The organism is Streptomyces sp. NPDC015144 (assembly GCF_043079735.1).
GTDB lineage: Bacteria > Actinomycetota > Actinomycetes > Streptomycetales > Streptomycetaceae > Streptomyces.
In genome coordinates this window covers 1-17631 of sequence record NZ_JBIBUU010000023.1, presented here as the reverse complement: position 1 = coordinate 17631, position 17631 = coordinate 1, and the positions used below count along the sequence as shown (strand labels likewise).

16 protein-coding genes are annotated in these 17631 nt (G+C 73.3%); all 16 read left to right on the top strand.

Annotated elements, in window-relative coordinates:
• The first annotated feature begins 31 nt into the window (after positions 1–31).
• Complete coding sequence (locus ACF08W_RS29910; protein ID WP_385205723.1) at positions 32–1405, top strand: ATP-binding protein; 1374 nt, start codon at positions 32–34, stop codon at positions 1403–1405.
• Positions 1402–1827, top strand: a complete 426-nt coding sequence (locus tag ACF08W_RS29905; RefSeq protein ID WP_352273144.1) for a roadblock/LC7 domain-containing protein — start codon at positions 1402–1404, stop codon at positions 1825–1827. The genes ACF08W_RS29910 and ACF08W_RS29905 overlap by 4 nt, the downstream gene beginning before the upstream one ends.
• A complete protein-coding gene (locus ACF08W_RS29900; RefSeq protein ID WP_352273143.1) occupies positions 1824–2177 on the top strand; it encodes a DUF742 domain-containing protein in 354 nt (117 codons plus the stop codon). The genes ACF08W_RS29905 and ACF08W_RS29900 overlap by 4 nt, the downstream gene beginning before the upstream one ends.
• A complete protein-coding gene (locus ACF08W_RS29895; RefSeq protein WP_352273142.1) occupies positions 2155–2769 on the top strand; it encodes an ATP/GTP-binding protein in 615 nt (204 codons plus the stop codon). Before ACF08W_RS29900 ends, ACF08W_RS29895 begins: the two co-directional genes overlap by 23 nt.
• Positions 2766–4073 (top strand): cytochrome P450, encoded by a 1308-nt coding sequence (locus tag ACF08W_RS29890; RefSeq protein ID WP_385205728.1) that lies wholly within the window; start codon positions 2766–2768, stop codon positions 4071–4073. The genes ACF08W_RS29895 and ACF08W_RS29890 overlap by 4 nt, the downstream gene beginning before the upstream one ends.
• A gap of 104 nt (positions 4074–4177) precedes the next feature.
• The gene (locus ACF08W_RS29885) at positions 4178–4576 is read left to right on the top strand and encodes a cell division protein SepF (protein ID WP_385205731.1); all 399 of its coding nucleotides are present in this window, start codon (positions 4178–4180) and stop codon (positions 4574–4576) included.
• A gap of 227 nt (positions 4577–4803) precedes the next feature.
• On the top strand, positions 4804–6030 hold the full coding sequence (locus ACF08W_RS29880) for an ATP-binding protein (RefSeq protein WP_352273139.1): 1227 nt from the start codon (positions 4804–4806) through the stop codon (positions 6028–6030).
• A complete protein-coding gene (locus ACF08W_RS29875; protein ID WP_392281173.1) occupies positions 6027–6395 on the top strand; it encodes a nucleotide pyrophosphohydrolase in 369 nt (122 codons plus the stop codon). The genes ACF08W_RS29880 and ACF08W_RS29875 overlap by 4 nt, the downstream gene beginning before the upstream one ends.
• Before the next feature lie 123 nt (positions 6396–6518).
• Positions 6519–7085 carry a DUF6099 family protein gene (locus ACF08W_RS29870; RefSeq protein WP_352273137.1) on the top strand — a complete coding sequence of 189 codons (567 nt, stop codon included), beginning with the start codon at positions 6519–6521 and terminating at the stop codon, positions 7083–7085.
• Between the two features lie 158 nt (positions 7086–7243).
• Positions 7244–8167, top strand: coding sequence for an LLM class F420-dependent oxidoreductase (locus ACF08W_RS29865; protein ID WP_352273136.1), 924 nt, complete (start codon positions 7244–7246; stop codon positions 8165–8167).
• A 19-nt stretch (positions 8168–8186) separates the two neighbouring features.
• Positions 8187–9197 (top strand): homocysteine S-methyltransferase, encoded by a 1011-nt coding sequence (mmuM, locus tag ACF08W_RS29860; protein ID WP_392281172.1) that lies wholly within the window; start codon positions 8187–8189, stop codon positions 9195–9197.
• A gap of 105 nt (positions 9198–9302) precedes the next feature.
• Positions 9303–10856 carry a 3' terminal RNA ribose 2'-O-methyltransferase Hen1 gene (locus ACF08W_RS29855; RefSeq protein WP_392281171.1) on the top strand — a complete coding sequence of 518 codons (1554 nt, stop codon included), beginning with the start codon at positions 9303–9305 and terminating at the stop codon, positions 10854–10856.
• Complete coding sequence (locus ACF08W_RS29850; protein WP_392281170.1) at positions 10853–13426, top strand: polynucleotide kinase-phosphatase; 2574 nt, start codon at positions 10853–10855, stop codon at positions 13424–13426. Before ACF08W_RS29855 ends, ACF08W_RS29850 begins: the two co-directional genes overlap by 4 nt.
• 136 nt (positions 13427–13562) lie before the next feature.
• Positions 13563–14795 carry an arginine deiminase gene (locus ACF08W_RS29845; RefSeq protein ID WP_352273132.1) on the top strand — a complete coding sequence of 411 codons (1233 nt, stop codon included), beginning with the start codon at positions 13563–13565 and terminating at the stop codon, positions 14793–14795.
• 156 nt (positions 14796–14951) lie between these two features.
• On the top strand, positions 14952–15965 hold the full coding sequence (argF, locus tag ACF08W_RS29840) for an ornithine carbamoyltransferase (protein ID WP_392281169.1): 1014 nt from the start codon (positions 14952–14954) through the stop codon (positions 15963–15965).
• Positions 15966–16112: 147 nt separating this feature from the next.
• Positions 16113–17531, top strand: coding sequence for an amino acid permease (locus ACF08W_RS29835; protein ID WP_392281168.1), 1419 nt, complete (start codon positions 16113–16115; stop codon positions 17529–17531).
• Positions 17532–17631 lie beyond the last annotated feature (100 nt).

The window sequence follows — 17631 nt, the reverse complement described above, 5'->3', positions numbered from 1 at the left end:
ACGACAGAAGCCACAGAGGCACGGTGACGGCATGGGTTGGATAGTGGCGGTGATCGCCGTCGCCGCGGCCGTGGCGGCAGCGGTCCGCGCGCAGAACTCGGCGCGCGCCGAGAACCTCGCAGTGGCCCGCGCCGAGCTGGCCGAACGCCAGGCGAAGGCCGCCAACACCCGTACCGCGGCGCTCACCGACGAGATCCGCCAGCTGGCCCGCAACCGCATCCCCGCCGCCGCGATCGCCCTCACCCACCCCACCGCCCGGGTCCCCGGCCTGCGCGAGGCGTCCGAGGTCGACGGCGACGCGGCCCGGCTGCTCACCGAGGCGGTGCAGGCGGCCCGCGACGCCGTCCTGGAGGAGCGCGGCCGGGTCGACGCGGCGGCCCGCGCGGCGATGCGCGGCACCTCCGCCAAGATCCAGTCCCTGCTCAACCAGTCCCAGCAGCTGCTGCACGAGCTCCAGCACGAGTACGACGACCCGCGCATCCTGCAACTGGACTTCCGCAACGAACTCGCGCTGCGGCGCACCCAGGCCACCGCCGTGCTCTGCGACGCCTGGCCGGGGCTGGCCCGCCAGAACTCGCCGCTCGTCGAGATCGTGCTCGGCGCCCAGTCCCGGGTCGCCGGGTACGAACGCGTCAAGGTCTCCAACCACCTGCGCCAGGAACGGCTGGCGGTGGTCGCCCGGGCCGCCGAACCCCTCGCCATCGCCCTGGCCGAGCTGCTGGCCAACGCCACCGCGTACTCGCACCCCGACACCGACGTCCAGATCACCCTCCAGCAGAGCGGCGGCCGGGGAGCGTTCCTGGCCGTCGACGACGCGGGCATCGGCATGGACGACGACGCCCTCGACCGGGCACGGACGCTGCTGGCGGGCCCGCCGGAAGTCCTCCTGACCGAGCTGGGCGACCCGCCGCGCACCGGATTCGCCGTGGTGGGCCGGCTGATCGCGCAGTACGGCTTCGACTGCCACATCGAGGCGTCGCCCTTCGGCGGCATGCGCACCATCCTGCGCGTCCCCGCCCATCTGCTGACCGTGCTGGACGAGGAGCACACCCTCTCCGCGCTCGCCCCGAAGCCGGTGGGCAAGCCCGCGACGGCCGCCCCTCCCGCCCCGACCGAGCAGGAGACCGCCCCCGTGCCGCATCCCGTCGGCGGGCAGCAGCCGGCCGCCCTGCCCAGCCGGCGCCGCCGCACCCCGCGCCCGGCCCCCGCCCGCACCCCGTCCGCCGCCGAAGCCGCCGACCGCGCCCGGCCGTCCCGTACGCCCGAGCAGGCCGGGGCCTCGTGGGCGGCGCTCCAGCAGGGCACCCTCAACGGCCGGAGCGTCGCCGGGCGGCCGGCCGCACCGGCACCGGAGGACCACGACCACCCGGACGACCGGGACGAGCAAGGAGACGACCAGACGTGAGCGCCCCCACTTCCACCAACGGCGACCTCGCATGGGTGCTGACCCCGCTGCTGGAACTGCCCGGCGTCCAGCACGCCGTGGTCGCCACCGGCGACGGCCTCGTCGAGGGCGCCTCGCCCGGCCTCGACCGGGCCTCCGGCGAACGGGTCGCCGCCATGACCGCCACCCTGCACGCCGCGGCCCGCGCGTTCACCACCGCCTTCACCGACGTCGAGGCGCCGCTGCTGGCCCAGACGGTCGTCGAGTCCGACCAGGGCTTCGCGATCGTCGTACCGGCCGGGAACAACACCACCCTCGCCCTGTTCGCGGAACCCGGCGCCAAGCTCGGCGACATCGCGTACCAGATGCAGGTGCAGGTCAGCGCCCTGAACCGGGCGATGAACGCGCCCGCCCGCCGCCCGGACACCGACGACCGGCCATGACCGCCGGCCCGGGGCGCCGCCTGATACCCGCCTATCTGGTCACCGGCGGCCGGACCCGGCCCGCCGGTCCCGCGCTCGACCGGCTCGACGTCCTCGTGCGCACGGACACCGAACTGCCCCCGGACACCGGCTCGGAACAGCGCAGGCTGTGCGAGCTGCTGGAACCGGGGGCGCTCACCGTCGTCGAGTGCGCGGCCCACCTGGAGCTGCCGGTCAGCGCCACCGTCTTCCTGGCCACGGACCTCGCGGCCGCCGGACATCTGCACACCCGACCGCCCGTCCCCAGCGCCGGGGAGATCGACCGGTCGATCGTCGAGAGGCTGCTCGTTGGACTCCGTTCCCTCCACTGACCGCACCGGTGTCGGCTATCTGCCGACCGCCGCGCGGACCCTGATGAAGATCGTCGTCACGGGCCCGTTCGGCGTCGGCAAGACCACCCTGATCCGCACGCTGTCGGAGATCGCCACGCTCCACACCGAAGAGGCGATGACCCGGTCCAGCATCCGCTTCGACGACACCGCCGGACTGCCGGACAAGACCACCACCACGGTCGCCGTCGACTTCGGCCGGCTCACCGTCCTGGACGACCTGGTGCTGTACCTGTTCGGCACCCCCGGCCAGCAGCGTTTCCTGCCGCTCTGGGAGGACATCGCGCGCGGCGCGCTCGGCGCACTCGTCCTCGTCGACACCCGCAGGCTCGCCGACTCCTTCGCCGTCATGGACATGGTCGAGGAGCAGGGGCTGCCGTACGCGGTCGCCGTCAACCGCTTCACCGACGCCCCCGTCCACACCGACGAGGTACTGCGCCGCCACCTCGACCTCGCCCCCGAGACCCCGCTGGTCCAGTGCGACGCCCGCGAGCGGCGGGGCAGCATCGACGCCCTGATCGCCCTGGCCGAGCACGTGCTCACCGGGATGCCCCGCCCCGAGGACCCGTCATGACGCCGTACGCACCGCCCCCGCAGCCCCTCGCCCTGTACGGACCGGAGTTCGCCGCCGATCCGCGCGGCCACTACCGGCGGCTGCGCGAGCACGGTCCGCTCGCACCCGTCCGGCTCGCCCCCGGCATCGACGCCCTGCTGGTCGTCGACTACCAGGCCGCCGTCGACCTGCTGCGCGACACCCACACCTTCACCAAGGACCCGCGCGCCTGGCAGGCCACCGTCCCCGAGGACTCGCCGGTCCTGCCGATGCTCGGCTACCGGCCCACCGCGCTCTTCAGCGACGGCGAGGTGCACGCCCGCTACCGCGCCGCCATCAACGACAGCCTCGCCCTGATCGAACCGCACGCCCTGCGGGCCGAGGTCGCCCGGGTCGCCCAGCGGCTCATCGGCACCTTCTCCGCCACCGGCAGCGGCGACCTCATCGCCCAGTACGCCCGCCTCCTCCCGCTCCACGTACTCGTCACCTCCTTCGGCGTACCGCCCGGCGAAGCCGACCGGATCGTCGAAGGCGTCGCCGGGATGTTCGGCTCGGGCGCCAACGCCGCGAGCGCCTACGCCGATCTCGTCGAGGTCGTGACCGAACTGGTCGCCGCCCGCCGCCGACGACCGCGCCGCGACCTCACCTCGTACCTCCTCGGCCATCCGGCCGGTCTCGACAACGACGAGACCGTGCGTCAGATCACCCTGATCATGAGCGCGGGACACGATCCGACAACGAATCTGATCGGCAACGCGCTGCTCCACATGCTCACCGACCCCCGCTACGCCGGTTCGCTGCACGGCGGTGCGATGACGGCCCACGAGGCGATCGACGAAGTCCTCTGGCAGGACCCGCCGCTGGCCAACCTCGCCGCCCACTACCCGCGGCACGACACGGAGTTCCACGGAGTGCGGCTGCGCGCGGGACAGCTCGTCCTGGTCTCGTACGCCGCCGCCAACAGCCGCTCGGAGGCCGGGGTTCCGGAGCGGTCGGGGCCGGCGGGCCCGGAACCCCGGGACCGGACGGTGCGCTCCGGGGCGGGCGCCCACCTCGCCTGGTCGGCGGGGCCGCACCGGTGCCCGGCCAAACAGCCCGCCCTCCTCATCGCGATGACCGCCGTCGAGCAGATCACCAGTCAGCTCTGCGACGCGGAACTGGCCGTTCCGGTGGGCGGACTGTCCTGGCGCCCGGGGCCGTTCCACCGCGCCCTGGTCCGCCTTCCTGTACGGTTCACCCCCGTCGACATGAGCGCGGAGGCGTACCGGCTCAGGACCGCCGGAGACGCGGCGGACGAGCCCCCGGCGGTGTCGACCGGCCCTTGAACCGTGTCGGTGTTACGCCGAACGGGTGAGCGGCGAGAGAATTGCCCGATGAACAGCGAGCGCAGCCGGCGCAACGCCAACCGAAGCACAGACGGGGTGGACCGGTGAGCAGGTACGACAGGTACGACGTCACGGACGAGCAGTGGGAGGGGCTTGCCCAGGTCGTGCCCTTGCGGGGCCGCAACGAGTGGCCGTCCCGGGTGGACCACCGCGCGGTCCCCGAGGAGAGCCCGGCCGCCGGGCAGCGGCGCCTCGTCGTGCTGCGCGTCCAGGTCTTCGCGGACGCCCGGGAAGTGGCCGAGTACCTGGTCGCGCAGGTCCCGGTGCTGCTCGACCTGACCAGTGCCGAGTCCGACGTGGCCAAGCGGATCCTGGACTTCACCAGCGGGGTGGTCTTCGGCCTCGGCAGCGGGATGCACCGGGTCGACCGCAACGTCTTCCTGCTCTCCCCGGTCGGCATGGAGGTCGACGGGGTGACGGCGGCGGGGCTGACCGGCCCCTGAACCCGGTCGGCCCGGACGTCGGCCTGGACCGGTCGGCCCGAATCCGGTGGCTGTGAGCCGGTTGGCCTGATGTGGCCGTCCTGATCCGGTCGGTCCCGGTCCGGGTGGTACGTCCTTAGCCGACCGGGGCGCCGTCCGGCGGGGCTGGACGCCTCAGTACCCCGATCGTAGGAAGGTCGTTCAGGAGGAACGGTTCGCCGGACCGTGGTCCGCCTACCGTCCCGCCCATGACCGCACTCCGACCGGGGGTCACCCCGTCATCGCCCGCCTGCCCCTCCGGGCCCGGCCGCCCGCCCGCCGCCACGCGTCGCCCGGCCGGTCCGGAGGCCGCGCGGCGCTCCGCCGGACCCGTCGTCACCGAGCTGCGGCTGTCCGCCTTCGCCGCGCACCGGGGCGCCGTCTTCCCGATCGGCCCGGTCACCCTCTTCGGCGGGCCCGGGGGCAGCGGCAAGACGAGCGCGCTGCGGGCGTACGAGGCACTGGCCCGCCTCGGCGGCGGGGAGCCGCTGGCGGAGGTGTTCCCGGACCCGGCGGGGTGCGTGCCCGAGCGGGCGGCGGCCGACGCGCAGGGGAGGCGCGGCTTCCGGATCGGGTGCACGACGGACGGCCCGGCGGGACCGGTGCGGCTCGACATCGCCGTCCAGGCCGAACCCGCCCTGCGGATCGTCGGCGAACGGCTCACCGGCGGTGGCGAGACGCTGCTCAGCACCGCGCTGCGCGACCCGGGCCGCTCCATGGTCCAGGCGGCCTGGCACACCGCGGGCACGGTACCGGTGACCAGGGCGCCGCTCCCCGACGACCGGCTCGGCACGGCCCTGCTGCCGCTGCGTGTCGCGGGCCGGACGGAGGGGCAGTTACGGGTCCTGGCCGCCGCCGAACAGACGGTGGTGGCGCTCCGCTCGGTCTTCGCGTGCGAACCGCAGCCGCAGCGGATGCGGGCCCCCGTGGCGGCCGGTGACGGCCGGCTGCGGCGCGGCTGCGACAACCTCGCGGCGGCGCTGGACCGCCACACCCGGTGCGGGCGTCGGCATGCCCGGCTGGTCGCGGCGGCCCGCGCCGGGTGCGCCGGTCCGGTGACGGCCCTGGGCGTGGAGCGGCTCGCGAACGGATCGCTGCGGGCGACCCTGGGCCGGGACGGGGGAGCGGTCACCCCGGTCGGCCGCCTCGGGGACGGCGAGTTGCGGTATCTGGCCCTCGCCCTGGTGCTCCTCACCGACCCGGGGGTGCTGGCGGTGGACTCGGTGCGCGAGGTGCCGCCGGCGATGCAGACCCTCACGGTGCTGACCGACGGGCTGGACCGGGACCTGGACGGGCGGCAGTTGCGCGAACTGCTCGCCCTGGCCGCGTCGATCGGCGCCGCCGGACATCTCCGGCTGGTCGGCACGGTCAGCGAACCGGGAGCGTCACGGGCCCGGGAGGCGCCCGGAGTGACGGTGGTAGACCTGGGCCCGTGACCGAACTCGACGTACAGACACTGCAACGACGGCTCGCCGCCTTCGCGGCCGCACGGGACTGGGAGCCCTACCACACACCGAAGAACCTGGCGGCGGCGCTCAGCGTCGAGGCCAGCGAACTGCTGGAGATCTTCCAGTGGCTGACGCCGGAGCAGTCGGCCCGGGTGATGGAGCGGCCGGAGACGGCGCACCGGGTCGCGGACGAGGTCGCGGACGTGCTCGCGTACCTCCTCCAGTTCTGCGAGGTGCTGGGGATCGACGCCCTCGTGGCACTGTCGGAGAAGATCGACCGGAACGAGTCCCGGTTCCCCGCGCCGGGGCGCAGGAACCCACCCGAATCCGGCGATCGTCACTCTTCGGAGTGATCGACTTGTCCACAATCGATTTAGTGTCCATAGATTTCCGAATTCCTCTGGCTTTTCGGTGCTGCTGACCTCACTGTGGGTAATGGATGAGGTGAGCGGGTTTTCGCACGGACGGGGGAACGCATGGAAGCGGAACGGTTGGTGGCGGTCAGCCGGCGTGCCCTGGCGCAGAGCAGGGGGACGCCGGACATCATCGCCGAGGCCTGGCAGGCGCAGGCGCTGGCCCAGGCGATCGGCAGCCGCCTGGCGGTCGACGGGCCCAAGGATTTACAGGGTGAGGCGTGCGGTCTGAGCGAGATCGGCGGCCGCAGCGGCGGGACGCTGGAGCATCCCGCGGCGCGGGCCGGGGTGGCGCGGGCGGCGCAGCTCTCCGCGCTCTCCGACCCCCGGGCGGTGCTGACGGAGCTGTGCACCCTCCTTGGGGAGGTCGGGATGGCCCTGGTCGGGGTGGCCTGCGAGACCGACGAGCAGGGGCTCTACTGGCAGTGCATGGAGGCGATCGACGCGGCCGACGAGTCGATGGACCGGGTCCACGGGATGCTCCGCCGTCTCGACGAGCGGGACCGGGAGCGGCAGCAGGATCTGGAGCGCGGCCGGGAGCGCGACGGCCCGTACGGATCGTACGGAGCGGTCGTCCGTCCCACGGGCGCGACCACCGCCGGGCGGGGCCGTGCCCGGCTCCGGGAGTGACCGGACCTGCGGTGACAGGCTCAGGGGGCGGCCGCTCCGGGAGCGGCCGCGCGGCCGTCCGGTCCCCGGGGCCGCCGCGGCCCCGGGATTCCGGGGGTGACATCGCCCGGGGGAGGCCGGAGCGCGGCGGAGGGTGACCGGAGGTGCAGGATGGAGGCATGGATCTCCGCATCTTCACCGAGCCCCAGCAAGGGGCGAGCTACGACACCCTGCTCACCGTCGCCAAGGCGACCGAGGACCTCGGCTTCGACGCCTTCTACCGTTCCGACCACTACCTGCGCATGGGGCCGGGGGACGGGCTGCCCGGCCCGACCGACGCCTGGATCACCCTGGCCGGGCTGGCCCGCGAGACCAGCCGGATCAGGCTCGGCACGCTGATGACGGCGGGGACCTTCCGGCTCCCCGGCGTGCTTGCCATCCAGGTCGCGCAGGTCGACCAGATGTCCGGCGGCCGGGTCGAACTCGGCCTCGGCGCGGGCTGGTTCGAAGAGGAGCACAAGGCGTACGGGATTCCGTTCCCCAAGGAGAAGTTCGGCAGGCTGGAGGAGCAGCTGGAGATCGTCACGGGGCTCTGGGCGACCGAGGTCGGCCAGACGTACAGCTTCGACGGCACCTACTACCAGCTCACCGACTCGCCCGCGCTGCCCAAGCCGGCCCAGGCCAAGGTGCCGGTGCTGATCGGCGGTCACGGAGCCACCCGGACCCCGAGGCTGGCCGCCCGCTACGCCGACGAGTTCAACATCCCGTTCGCCTCGCTGGAGGACAGCGAGAAGCAGTTCGGCCGGGTGCGGGACGCGGCGAAGGCGGCCGGCCGTGCCCCGGACGACCTGGTGTACTCCAACGCCCTGGTGGTCTGCGTCGGCAAGAACGACGCGGAGGTCGCGCGCCGCGCCGCCGTCATCGGGCGCGAGGTCGAGGAGCTGAAGGCGAACGGGCTCGCGGGCTCGCCCGCCGAGGTGGTCGACAAGATCGGTCAGTACGGTGCGATCGGCTCGTCCCGGATCTACCTCCAGGTCCTGGACCTGGACGATCTGGACCACCTGGAGCTGATCTCCTCGCAGGTCATGTCCCAGCTGGGCTGAGTCCCGAGGAGGCCGCCCCATGTCCCCCGCCCCTACCGGTCCCGCCGGCGCGACGGGCCCCGTCGGTCCCTCGGCTCCCGCCGGTCCGTCGGGCTCCGGAGGGGAGCCCCGCCGGAGCGGCGCCGCACCGGTCCGTCCGCTCGGGCGGGCCCTGGCGGCGGGGCCGGTCCTCCTCGACGGCGGGCTCTCCAACCAGTTGGAGGCGCAGGGCTGCGAGCTGTCCGACGCCCTGTGGTCGGCCCGCCTGCTGATCGACGGGCCGGACCGGATCGAGGCGGCGCACACCGCCTACGCGCGGGCCGGGGCGCAGGTGCTCACCACGGCCGGGTACCAGGCCACGTTCGAGGGGTTCGCCCGGCGCGGGATCGGCCGGGCGGAGGCGGCGGAGCTGTTCGCCCGCAGCGTCCGGCTGGCGCGCCGGGCGGCCGGGGCGGTGGAGCGGGACGTCTGGGTCGCCGGTTCGGTCGGCCCGTACGGGGCGATGCTGGCGGACGGCAGCGAGTACCGGGGCCGGTACGGGCTCTCCGTCGCTGCGCTGGAGCGCTTCCACCGGCCCCGGATCGAGGCGCTGGCCGCCGCCGGGCCCGATGTGCTGGCGCTGGAGACGGTGCCGGACACCGAGGAGGCCGAGGCCCTGCTGCGGGCGGTCGAGGGGTGCGGGCTGCCCGTCTGGCTCTCGTACAGCGTGGCGGGCGGCCGGACCAGGGCGGGGCAGTCGCTGGAGATGGCGTTCGGCCTGGTCCGGGGGCGCGACGACGTGCTGGCCGTGGGGGTGAACTGCTGCGATCCGGCGGAGGCGGGCCGGGCGGTGGAGGTGGCCGCCGAGGTGAGCGGAAAGCCGGTCGTCGTCTATCCGAACAGCGGCGAGCGGTGGGAGCCGGGCGGCCGGGGCTGGGCCGGCGCCCCCACGTTCACCGCGGCGGAGGCGGGCCGCTGGGCGGCCGCCGGGGCCCGGCTGATCGGCGGCTGCTGCCGGGTCGGCCCGGGGACCGTCGCGGAGCTGGCCGGTGTGCTCGGGGCCGGAACGTGACCAGCGGCGGGACGGGGGCGCGGGCGGGGGAAAGGGCCCGGGCCGGGCGGCCGGGCAGGGGAAAATGCCTGGTGGGGGCAGAACGGGCGACTCATACTCGGACGCGTGTTCCTGACAATCAGTACCACCGGCCATCCGGAGCGTCCGGCGACCGATCTCGGCTTTCTGCTGCACAAGCACCCCGAGAAGGCGCAGGCGTTCTCCACCTCCCATGGCATCGCCCATGTCTTCTACCCCGAGGCGTCCGAAGAGCGCTGCACAGCGGCGCTCCTGCTGGAGGTCGATCCCGTCGCCCTGGTGCGCCGGGGCCGGGGCAAGGGCCGGGGCGGCGCTCCCGACGCGGCGCTCGCGCAGTACGTCAACGACCGCCCGTACGCGGCCTCCTCGCTGATGTCCGTCGCCATGAGCACGGTCTTCAAGTCCGCGCTCAAGGGAGTGTGCCGGGCGCTGCCCGAGCGGGCGCAGGCGCCGATGCCGTTGCGGATCGAGGTGCCCGCGCTGCCCGCCCGGGGCGGCGCGGAGCTGGTGCGCAAGCTCTTCGCCCCGCTGGGCTGGACGAAGGTGGACGCCGTCGCCGTACCGCTGGACGAGGAGTTCCCGGAGTGGGGCGACTCGCGGTACGTGCGGGTGGTGCTCGAAGGCGAGCTGCGGCTGGCCGACGCGCTGCGGCAGCTGTACGTGCTGCTGCCGGTGCTGGACGACGCCAAGCACTACTGGGTCGCCCCCGACGAGGTCGACAAGCTGCTGCGGGCGGGTGAGGGCTGGCTCGCCGCCCACCCCGAGCAGAAGCTGATCACCAGCCGCTATCTCTCCCGCCGCTGGGGGCTGACCCGGCAGGCGATGCAGCAGCTCGAACTGGTGCGGCTCGCCGAGTCGGACGACCTCGACGTGGACGCCCTCGACAACGCCGTGGACGAGACGGCCGACACCGAGGAGAAGCCGGTCCCGCTCGCCGAGCAGCGGCGCGCCGCGATCCTCGGCGCGCTGCGCGCCGCCGGTGCGAGCCGCGTCCTCGACCTGGGCTGCGGTCAGGGCCAGTTGGTGCAGGCCCTGCTCAAGGACCCGGCGTTCAAGGAGATCGTCGGCGTCGACGTGTCCGTGCGCGCCCTCACCATCGCGGCCCGGCGGCTGAAGCTGGAGCGGATGGGGGAGCGGCAGGCCGACCGGGTGGAGCTCCTGCAGGGCTCGCTCACGTACACCGACAAGCGGCTCAAGGGCTATGACGCGGCCGTGCTCAGCGAGGTGATCGAACACCTCGACCTGCCGAGGCTGCCCGCGCTGGAGTACGCCGTCTTCGGCGCGGCCCGCCCCCGGACCGTCCTCGTGACCACGCCGAACGTCGAGTACAACGTCCGCTGGGAGACCCTCCCCGCCGGGCATGTGCGCCACGGCGACCACCGCTTCGAGTGGACCAGGGCCGAATTCCGGTCCTGGGCCGCGGAAGTGGCGCGGCGCCACGGCTACCGGGTCGCCTTCGTGCCCGTGGGGACCGACGACCCGGAGGTGGGACCGCCCACCCAGATGGCCGTCTTCACCCGGGGCACGGCGGAGGAGACCACGGCCGCCACCGGAACCACCGCCACCGGAGCAACCCCGACCGGAACCACCGCCACCGGAGCCACCGCGACCACCGCCGAGAAGGAGGCGAACGCCGCATGACCAGTACCCCGCGCACCCTCCCGGTGACCGACCTCTCCCTGGTGGTCCTCGTCGGGGCCACCGGCTCCGGCAAGTCCACCTTCGCCCGCGACCACTTCAAGCCCACGGAGATCGTCTCCTCGGACTTCTGCCGCGGCCTGGTCGCCGACGACGAGAACGACCAGAGCGCCAGCTCGGACGCCTTCGACGTGCTCCACTACATCGTCGGCAAGCGGCTGGCGGCCGGCCGGCTGACCGTCGTGGACGCGACCAACGTGCAGTCCGAGAGCCGCAAACAGCTGGTCCGGCTGGCCCGGAGCCACGACGTGCTGCCCATCGCGATCGTCCTCGACCTGCCCGAGGAGGTCTGCGCCGCACGGAACGCGACCCGTCCCGACCGCGCCGGCCTGCCCCGCCACGTCATCCAGCGCCACCGCCGCGAACTGCGCCGCTCGCTGCGCGGCCTGGAGCGCGAGGGCTTCCGCAAGGTGCACATCCTGCGCACCGAGGAGGAGGCCGCCCATGCCGAAGTGGTGCTGGAGCGCCGCTACAACGACCTGCGCCACCTCACCGGCCCCTTCGACATCATCGGTGACATCCACGGGTGCAGCTCCGAGCTGGAGACCCTGCTCGGCAGGCTCGGCTACGTCGACGGCACGCACCCCGAGGGGCGCACCGCGGTCTTCGTCGGCGACCTGGTCGACCGGGGCCCCGACAGCCCGGGCGTCCTGCGCCGGGTCATGTCCATGGTGGCCTCGGGCGACGCCCTGTGCGTACCGGGCAACCACGAGAACAAGCTCGGCCGCTACCTGAAGGGCCGCACGGTCCAGCACACCCACGGTCTCGCCGAGACCATCGAGCAGCTGGACCGGGAGGACGAGAAGGACCCGGCCTTCCGGGAGCGGGTGCGGGAGTTCATCGAGGGGCTCGTCAGCCACTACGTCCTCGACGGCGGCGCGCTCGTCGTCTGCCACGCCGGGCTGCCCGAGAAGTACCACGGCCGCACCTCGGGCCGGGTCCGCTCGCACGCGCTGTACGGGGAGACCACCGGCGAGACCGACGAGTTCGGCCTGCCGGTGCGCTACCCGTGGGCGGAGGACTACCGGGGCCGGGCCGCCGTGGTCTACGGGCACACCCCGGTCCCCAACGCCTCCTGGGTCAACAACACGATCTGCCTGGACACCGGGGTCGTCTTCGGCGGGAAGATGACCGCGCTGCGCTGGCCGGAGCGGGAACTGGTCGACGTACCGGCCGAGAAGGTCTGGTACGAGCCGGTCCGGCCGCTGACCACCGAGGCGCCCGGCGGCCGGGAGGGTCGGCCGCTCGACCTCGACGACGTCCGGGGCCGGCGGATCGTGGAGACCCGGCACATGGGCCGGATCGCGGTCCGGGAGGAGAACGCCGCCGCCGCGCTCGAAGTGATGAGCCGGTTCGCCGTCGACCCGCGGCTGCTCGGGTACCTGCCCCCGACCATGGCGCCCACCGCCACCTCGCGCGAGGACGGCTATCTGGAGCACCCGGCCGAGGCCTTCGCGCAGTACCGGGCGGACGGGGTCGCCCGGGTGGTGTGCGAGGAGAAGCACATGGGCTCGCGCGCGGTGGCCCTGGTCTGCCGGGACGGGGCGGCCGCCCGGGAGCGGTTCGGCGTGGGCGGAGACCCGGACGCGCCCGGCACCGCCGGCGGCCCGACCGGGGCGCTGTACACCCGTACCGGACGGCCGTTCCTCGACGACGGGGCGCTGACCGAGGAGATCCTCGGCCGGCTGCGCGCCGCCGTCACCGCGGCCGGGCTTTGGGCGGAGTGGGACACCGACTGGGTGCTGTTCGACGCCGAGCTCCTGCCCTGGTCCCTGAAGGCGGCCGGGCTGCTGCGCTCGCAGTACGCCGCGGTCGGTGCCGCGTCCGGCGCGGTCCTCCCGGAGGCCAACGCGGCCCTGGCCGCGGCGGCGGCCCGGGGCGTGGACGTCGGCGCGCTGGCCGGACGCCAGCGGGGCCGGACCGAGGACGCCGCCGCGTTCACCGAGGCGTACCGCCGGTACTGCTGGAGCACCCAGGGGCTGGACGGTGTGCGGTTCGCGCCGTTCCAGGTCCTCGCCGTGCGGGGCCGTTCGCTGGCCGCGGTGGCCCACGACGAGCAGCTGGCCTGGCTCGACCGCCTGGTCGCGCACGACCCGACCGGGCTGCTGCGGGCCACCGGCCGGCTCGTCGTCGACACCGGGGACGAGGCGTCGGTGCGCGCCGGCATCGACTGGTGGCTGGAGATGACCGGCGCCGGCGGCGAGGGCATGGTCGTCAAACCGCTCGACGCGCTGGTCCGGGACGGGAAGAACCGGCTCGTCCAGCCGGGCGTCAAGGTGCGCGGCCGGGAGTACCTCCGGATCATCTACGGCCCCGAGTACACCCGCCCGGAGAACCTGGAGCGGCTGCGCGACCGGTTCCTCGGCCACAAGCGGTCGCTGGCGCTGCGGGAGTACGCGCTGGGGCTCGAAGCGCTGGACCGGCTGGCCGAGGGGGAGCCGCTGTGGCGGGTCCACGAGGCGGTGTTCGCCGTGCTGGCCCTGGAGTCGGAGCCGGTCGACCCGAGGCTCTGACCCCGGCCGGTGAGCCGCTCCGGCGCCGGTCGCGGCGGTCCACGGGCCGTCGCGACCGGCGCCCGGGGCACGGCGGCCCGTGGACCGCCGGTGATTCGCGGGAGTGAACGGGGCCGTCCCCGGTGAGGATGGAGACATGGGATTCCATGTCGACTCCGAGGCCGGGCGGCTGCGCCGCGTCATCCTGCACCGCCCCGATCTGGAACTGAAGCGGCTCACCCCCAGCAACAAGGACGCGCTCCTCTTCGACGACGTGCTCTGGGTGCGCCGCGCCCGCCAGGAGCACGACGGCTTCGCGGACGTGCTGCGCGACCGGGGCGTGGAGGTGCACCTCTTCGGGGACCTGCTCCGTGAGTCGCTGGAGATCCCGGTGGCCAGACGGCTCGTCCTGGACCGGGTCTTCGAGGAGAAGGAGTACGGCCCGCTCGCCACCGAGCACCTGCGGGCCGCCTTCGAGGAACTGCCCAGCGCGGAGCTGGCCGACGCGCTGGTCGGCGGCATGACCAAACGGGAGTTCCTGGCCGGGCACCGCGAGCCGACCTCCGTCCGCTTCCATGTGATGGACCTGGACGACTTCCTGCTGCACCCGCTGCCGAACCACCTCTTCACCCGGGACACCTCGGCCTGGATATACGACGGGGTCTCCATCAACGCGATGCGGTGGCCGGCCCGGCAGCGCGAGACCGTCCACTTCGAGGCGATCTACCGTCACCATCCGCTCTTCACCGGCCCCGAGGCGGGCCCCTTCCACCACTGGTCGGAGGGGCTGGACGACTACCCGTCCACCATCGAGGGCGGGGACGTCCTGGTCATCGGGCACGGCGCGGTGCTCATCGGGATGAGCGAACGCACCGCGCCCCAGACGGTCGAGATGCTGGCCCGGGGCCTCTTCGACGCCGGTTCGGCCCACACGATCGTGGCGCTCGACATGCCCAAGCGACGGGCGTTCATGCACCTCGACACGGTGATGACGATGATCGACGGCGACACCTTCACCCAGTACGCCGGACTGGGCATGCTCCGCTCGTACACCATCGAGCCCGGTGACGGCCCGCGCGACCTGAAGGTCACCGACCATCCGCCCGAGCAGATGCACCGGGCGATCGCGCGCGCCCTGGGGCTGGACGCGATCCGGGTGCTCACCGCCACCCAGGACGTGCACGCCGCCGAGCGCGAGCAGTGGGACGACGGCTGCAACGTGCTGGCCGTCGAGCCGGGCGTCGTCGTCGCGTACGAGCGCAACGCCACCACCAACACCTTCCTGCGCAAGGAGGGCATCGAGGTCATCGAGATCCCCGGCAGCGAACTCGGCCGGGGCCGGGGCGGCCCGCGCTGCATGAGCTGCCCGGTGGTGCGCGACGCGGTGTGACGGGGCGGCGGAAGGGGCCGCGGAGTCGGGCGGAGCGCGGGGGAGGCCCGGGCGGGCGCGCGGAGGGCCCGACCTTTCCGTATAGCGATGCAGAGGGTCGTATAGACTTCCAGGGATACCGTACGCGCGACCCTCGCCCGACCCAGGAGCCGAATCATGGCCATAGACCTTGCAGGCCGCCATTTCCTCAAGGAGCTGGACTTCACGGCCGAGGAGTTCCGCGGCCTGATCGAGCTGGCGGCCGAGCTCAAGGCGGCCAAGAAGTCGGGGACCGAGACCCAGCGGCTGCGCGGCAAGAACATCGCGCTGATCTTCGAGAAGACCTCCACCCGCACGCGCTGCGCCTTCGAGGTGGCCGCCGCCGACCAGGGCGCCGCCACGACCTATCTGGACCCCTCCGGCTCACAGATGGGGCACAAGGAGTCGGTGAAGGACACCGCGCGCGTGCTCGGCCGGATGTTCGACGGCATCGAGTACCGGGGCGACAGCCAGGCGGCCGTCGAGGAGCTGGCCGCCCACGGCGGCGTGCCGGTCTTCAACGGGCTCACCGACGACTGGCACCCGACCCAGATGCTCGCGGACCTCCTCACCATCACCGAGCACAGCGACAAGCCGCTGGAGCGGGTCTCCTTCGCCTACCTCGGCGACGCCCGCTTCAACATGGGCAACTCCTACCTGGTCACCGGCGCCCTGCTCGGCATGGACGTCCGGATCGTCGCACCGAAGGCGTACTGGCCGGCCGACCACGTCGTCGCCGAGGCCCACCGGCTCGCCGCCGCCAGCGGCGCGACCCTCACCCTCACCGAGGACGTCGCCGAGGGCGTCAAGGGCGCCGACTTCGTCGCCACCGACGTCTGGGTCTCCATGGGCGAGCCCAAGGAGGTCTGGGCCGAGCGCATCGCGGCGCTGGCGCCCTACGCCGTGACCATGGACGTGCTCCGCGCCACCGGCAACGCCGACGTGAAGTTCCTGCACTGCCTCCCGGCCTTCCACGACCTCGGGACCGCCGTCGCGCGCTCCATCGAGGCCGAGTACGGGATGGCGGAACTGGAGGTCACCGACGAGGTCTTCGAGTCCGCCCACTCCCTCGTCTTCGACGAGGCGGAGAACCGGATGCACACCATCAAGGCCGTCCTGGTCGCGACGATGGCGTCCCCGGCGGCCGGCTGAAGTCACCCACCACGCACCGCATGATCATTCACCCCAATGGGTGAATATGCGGAGAAGTGGCTATTATGGTGCTCTTCGACGGGGTTCGGGCTCGCAGGCCCGGACCCCGTTCCCGTTCCGCGCACCACCAGAGAAGAGCCCGTCCCCGTGAGTCCGCTGCGCCCGTCCGGGCCGCGCATCAAGAGCCCCCACCAGCTGATCGCCGAATCCGGCGCGGACCTGGAGGGGCATGGCCTCAAGCGCACCATGGGCCTCTTCCAGCTGGTCTGCTTCGGCATCGGCGCCGTCGTCGGGACGGGGATCTTCGTCGGCCTCTCCGACAGCGTCGCCCAGGCGGGCCCCGCCGTCGTCCTCTCCTTCGTGCTCGCGGCGGTCACCTGCGTCTTCACCGCGTTCTCCTTCGCCGAGCTGGGCAGCGCCATCCCGGTCTCCGGCAGCTCCTACTCCTTCGCCTACGCCACCCTCGGCGAGCGCGTCGCGTTCCTCGTCGGCTGGTGCCTCCTGCTGGAGTACGGCGTCTCGGTCTCCGCGGTCGCCGTCGGCTGGAGCCAGTACGTCAACGAACTGCTGGACAGCCTGGCCGGGCTCCGGCTCCCCGAGGCCCTCTCGGCCGGACCCGGCGACGGCGGGGTGATCAACCTGCCCGCGGTGCTGGTGGTCATGATGGCCGCCACCCTGCTGGTGCGCGGCGTCCGGGAGAGCGCCGGGGCCACCGCCGCGATGGCGATCCTCAAGATCACCATCCTGGTCGCCTTCTGCGCCGTCGCCTTCACCGCCTTCGAGCACGACAACCTCACGCCGTTCTTCGCCGAGGGCGCGGGCGGGTTCACCGCAGGGGCCTCGCTGGCCTTCTTCTCGTACATCGGCTTCGACGCCATCACCACCGCGGGCGAGGAGGTCCGCGACCCCCGGCGGAACATCCCGCTCGCGATCATGATCTGCATCGGCCTGGTCACCCTGCTCTACTGCGCGGTCGCGCTCGGCGCGATCGGCGCGCTGGGCCCCGAGGAGGTCGCCGACCGGCCCGCGGCGCTGTCGATCGTCGTCGACCGGGTCACCGGCTCGTCCGCCGGCGGCGGGATCGTCGCCTTCGGCGCGGTCGTCGCCATCGCCTCCGTCGTCCTCGCGGTGATGTACGGCCAGACCCGCATCCTGATGTCGATGTCCCGGGACGGGCTGATCCCCCGGATCTTCGAACGGGTCTCGCCGCGCACCGCGACCCCGGTCGCCAACACCTGGATCGTGGCCGTGGTCTTCGCGGTCCCGGCGGCCTTCTCCTCCCTCGGCATGGTGGTGAACCTGACCACCATCGGCGCGCTGGCCACCATGGTCGCGGTGAACGCGGCGGTGATCGTGCTCCGCCGCCGCAACCCGGACGTACGGGGCCCCTTCCGGGCCCCCCTCCACCCGCTGGGCCCCCTCCTGGGCATCGTCTTCTGCCTCTACCTGATGTACGGGACCGGCTGGGCGACCTGGCTCCAGTTCGCGGTCTTCCTCCTCGTCGGCTCGGCGGTGTACGCCTGCTACGGCCGCTCCCGCTCCCGGCTGGCCGCCGGAACTCCCTAAGACAGGTCCTAGGTGTATTGACCCGCAGCGTTGTTGACGCGGCTGATCGGCGGGTGCCCGTCGAGTGCGGTGTGGCAGCGGTGGTGGTTGTAGGTGTGGA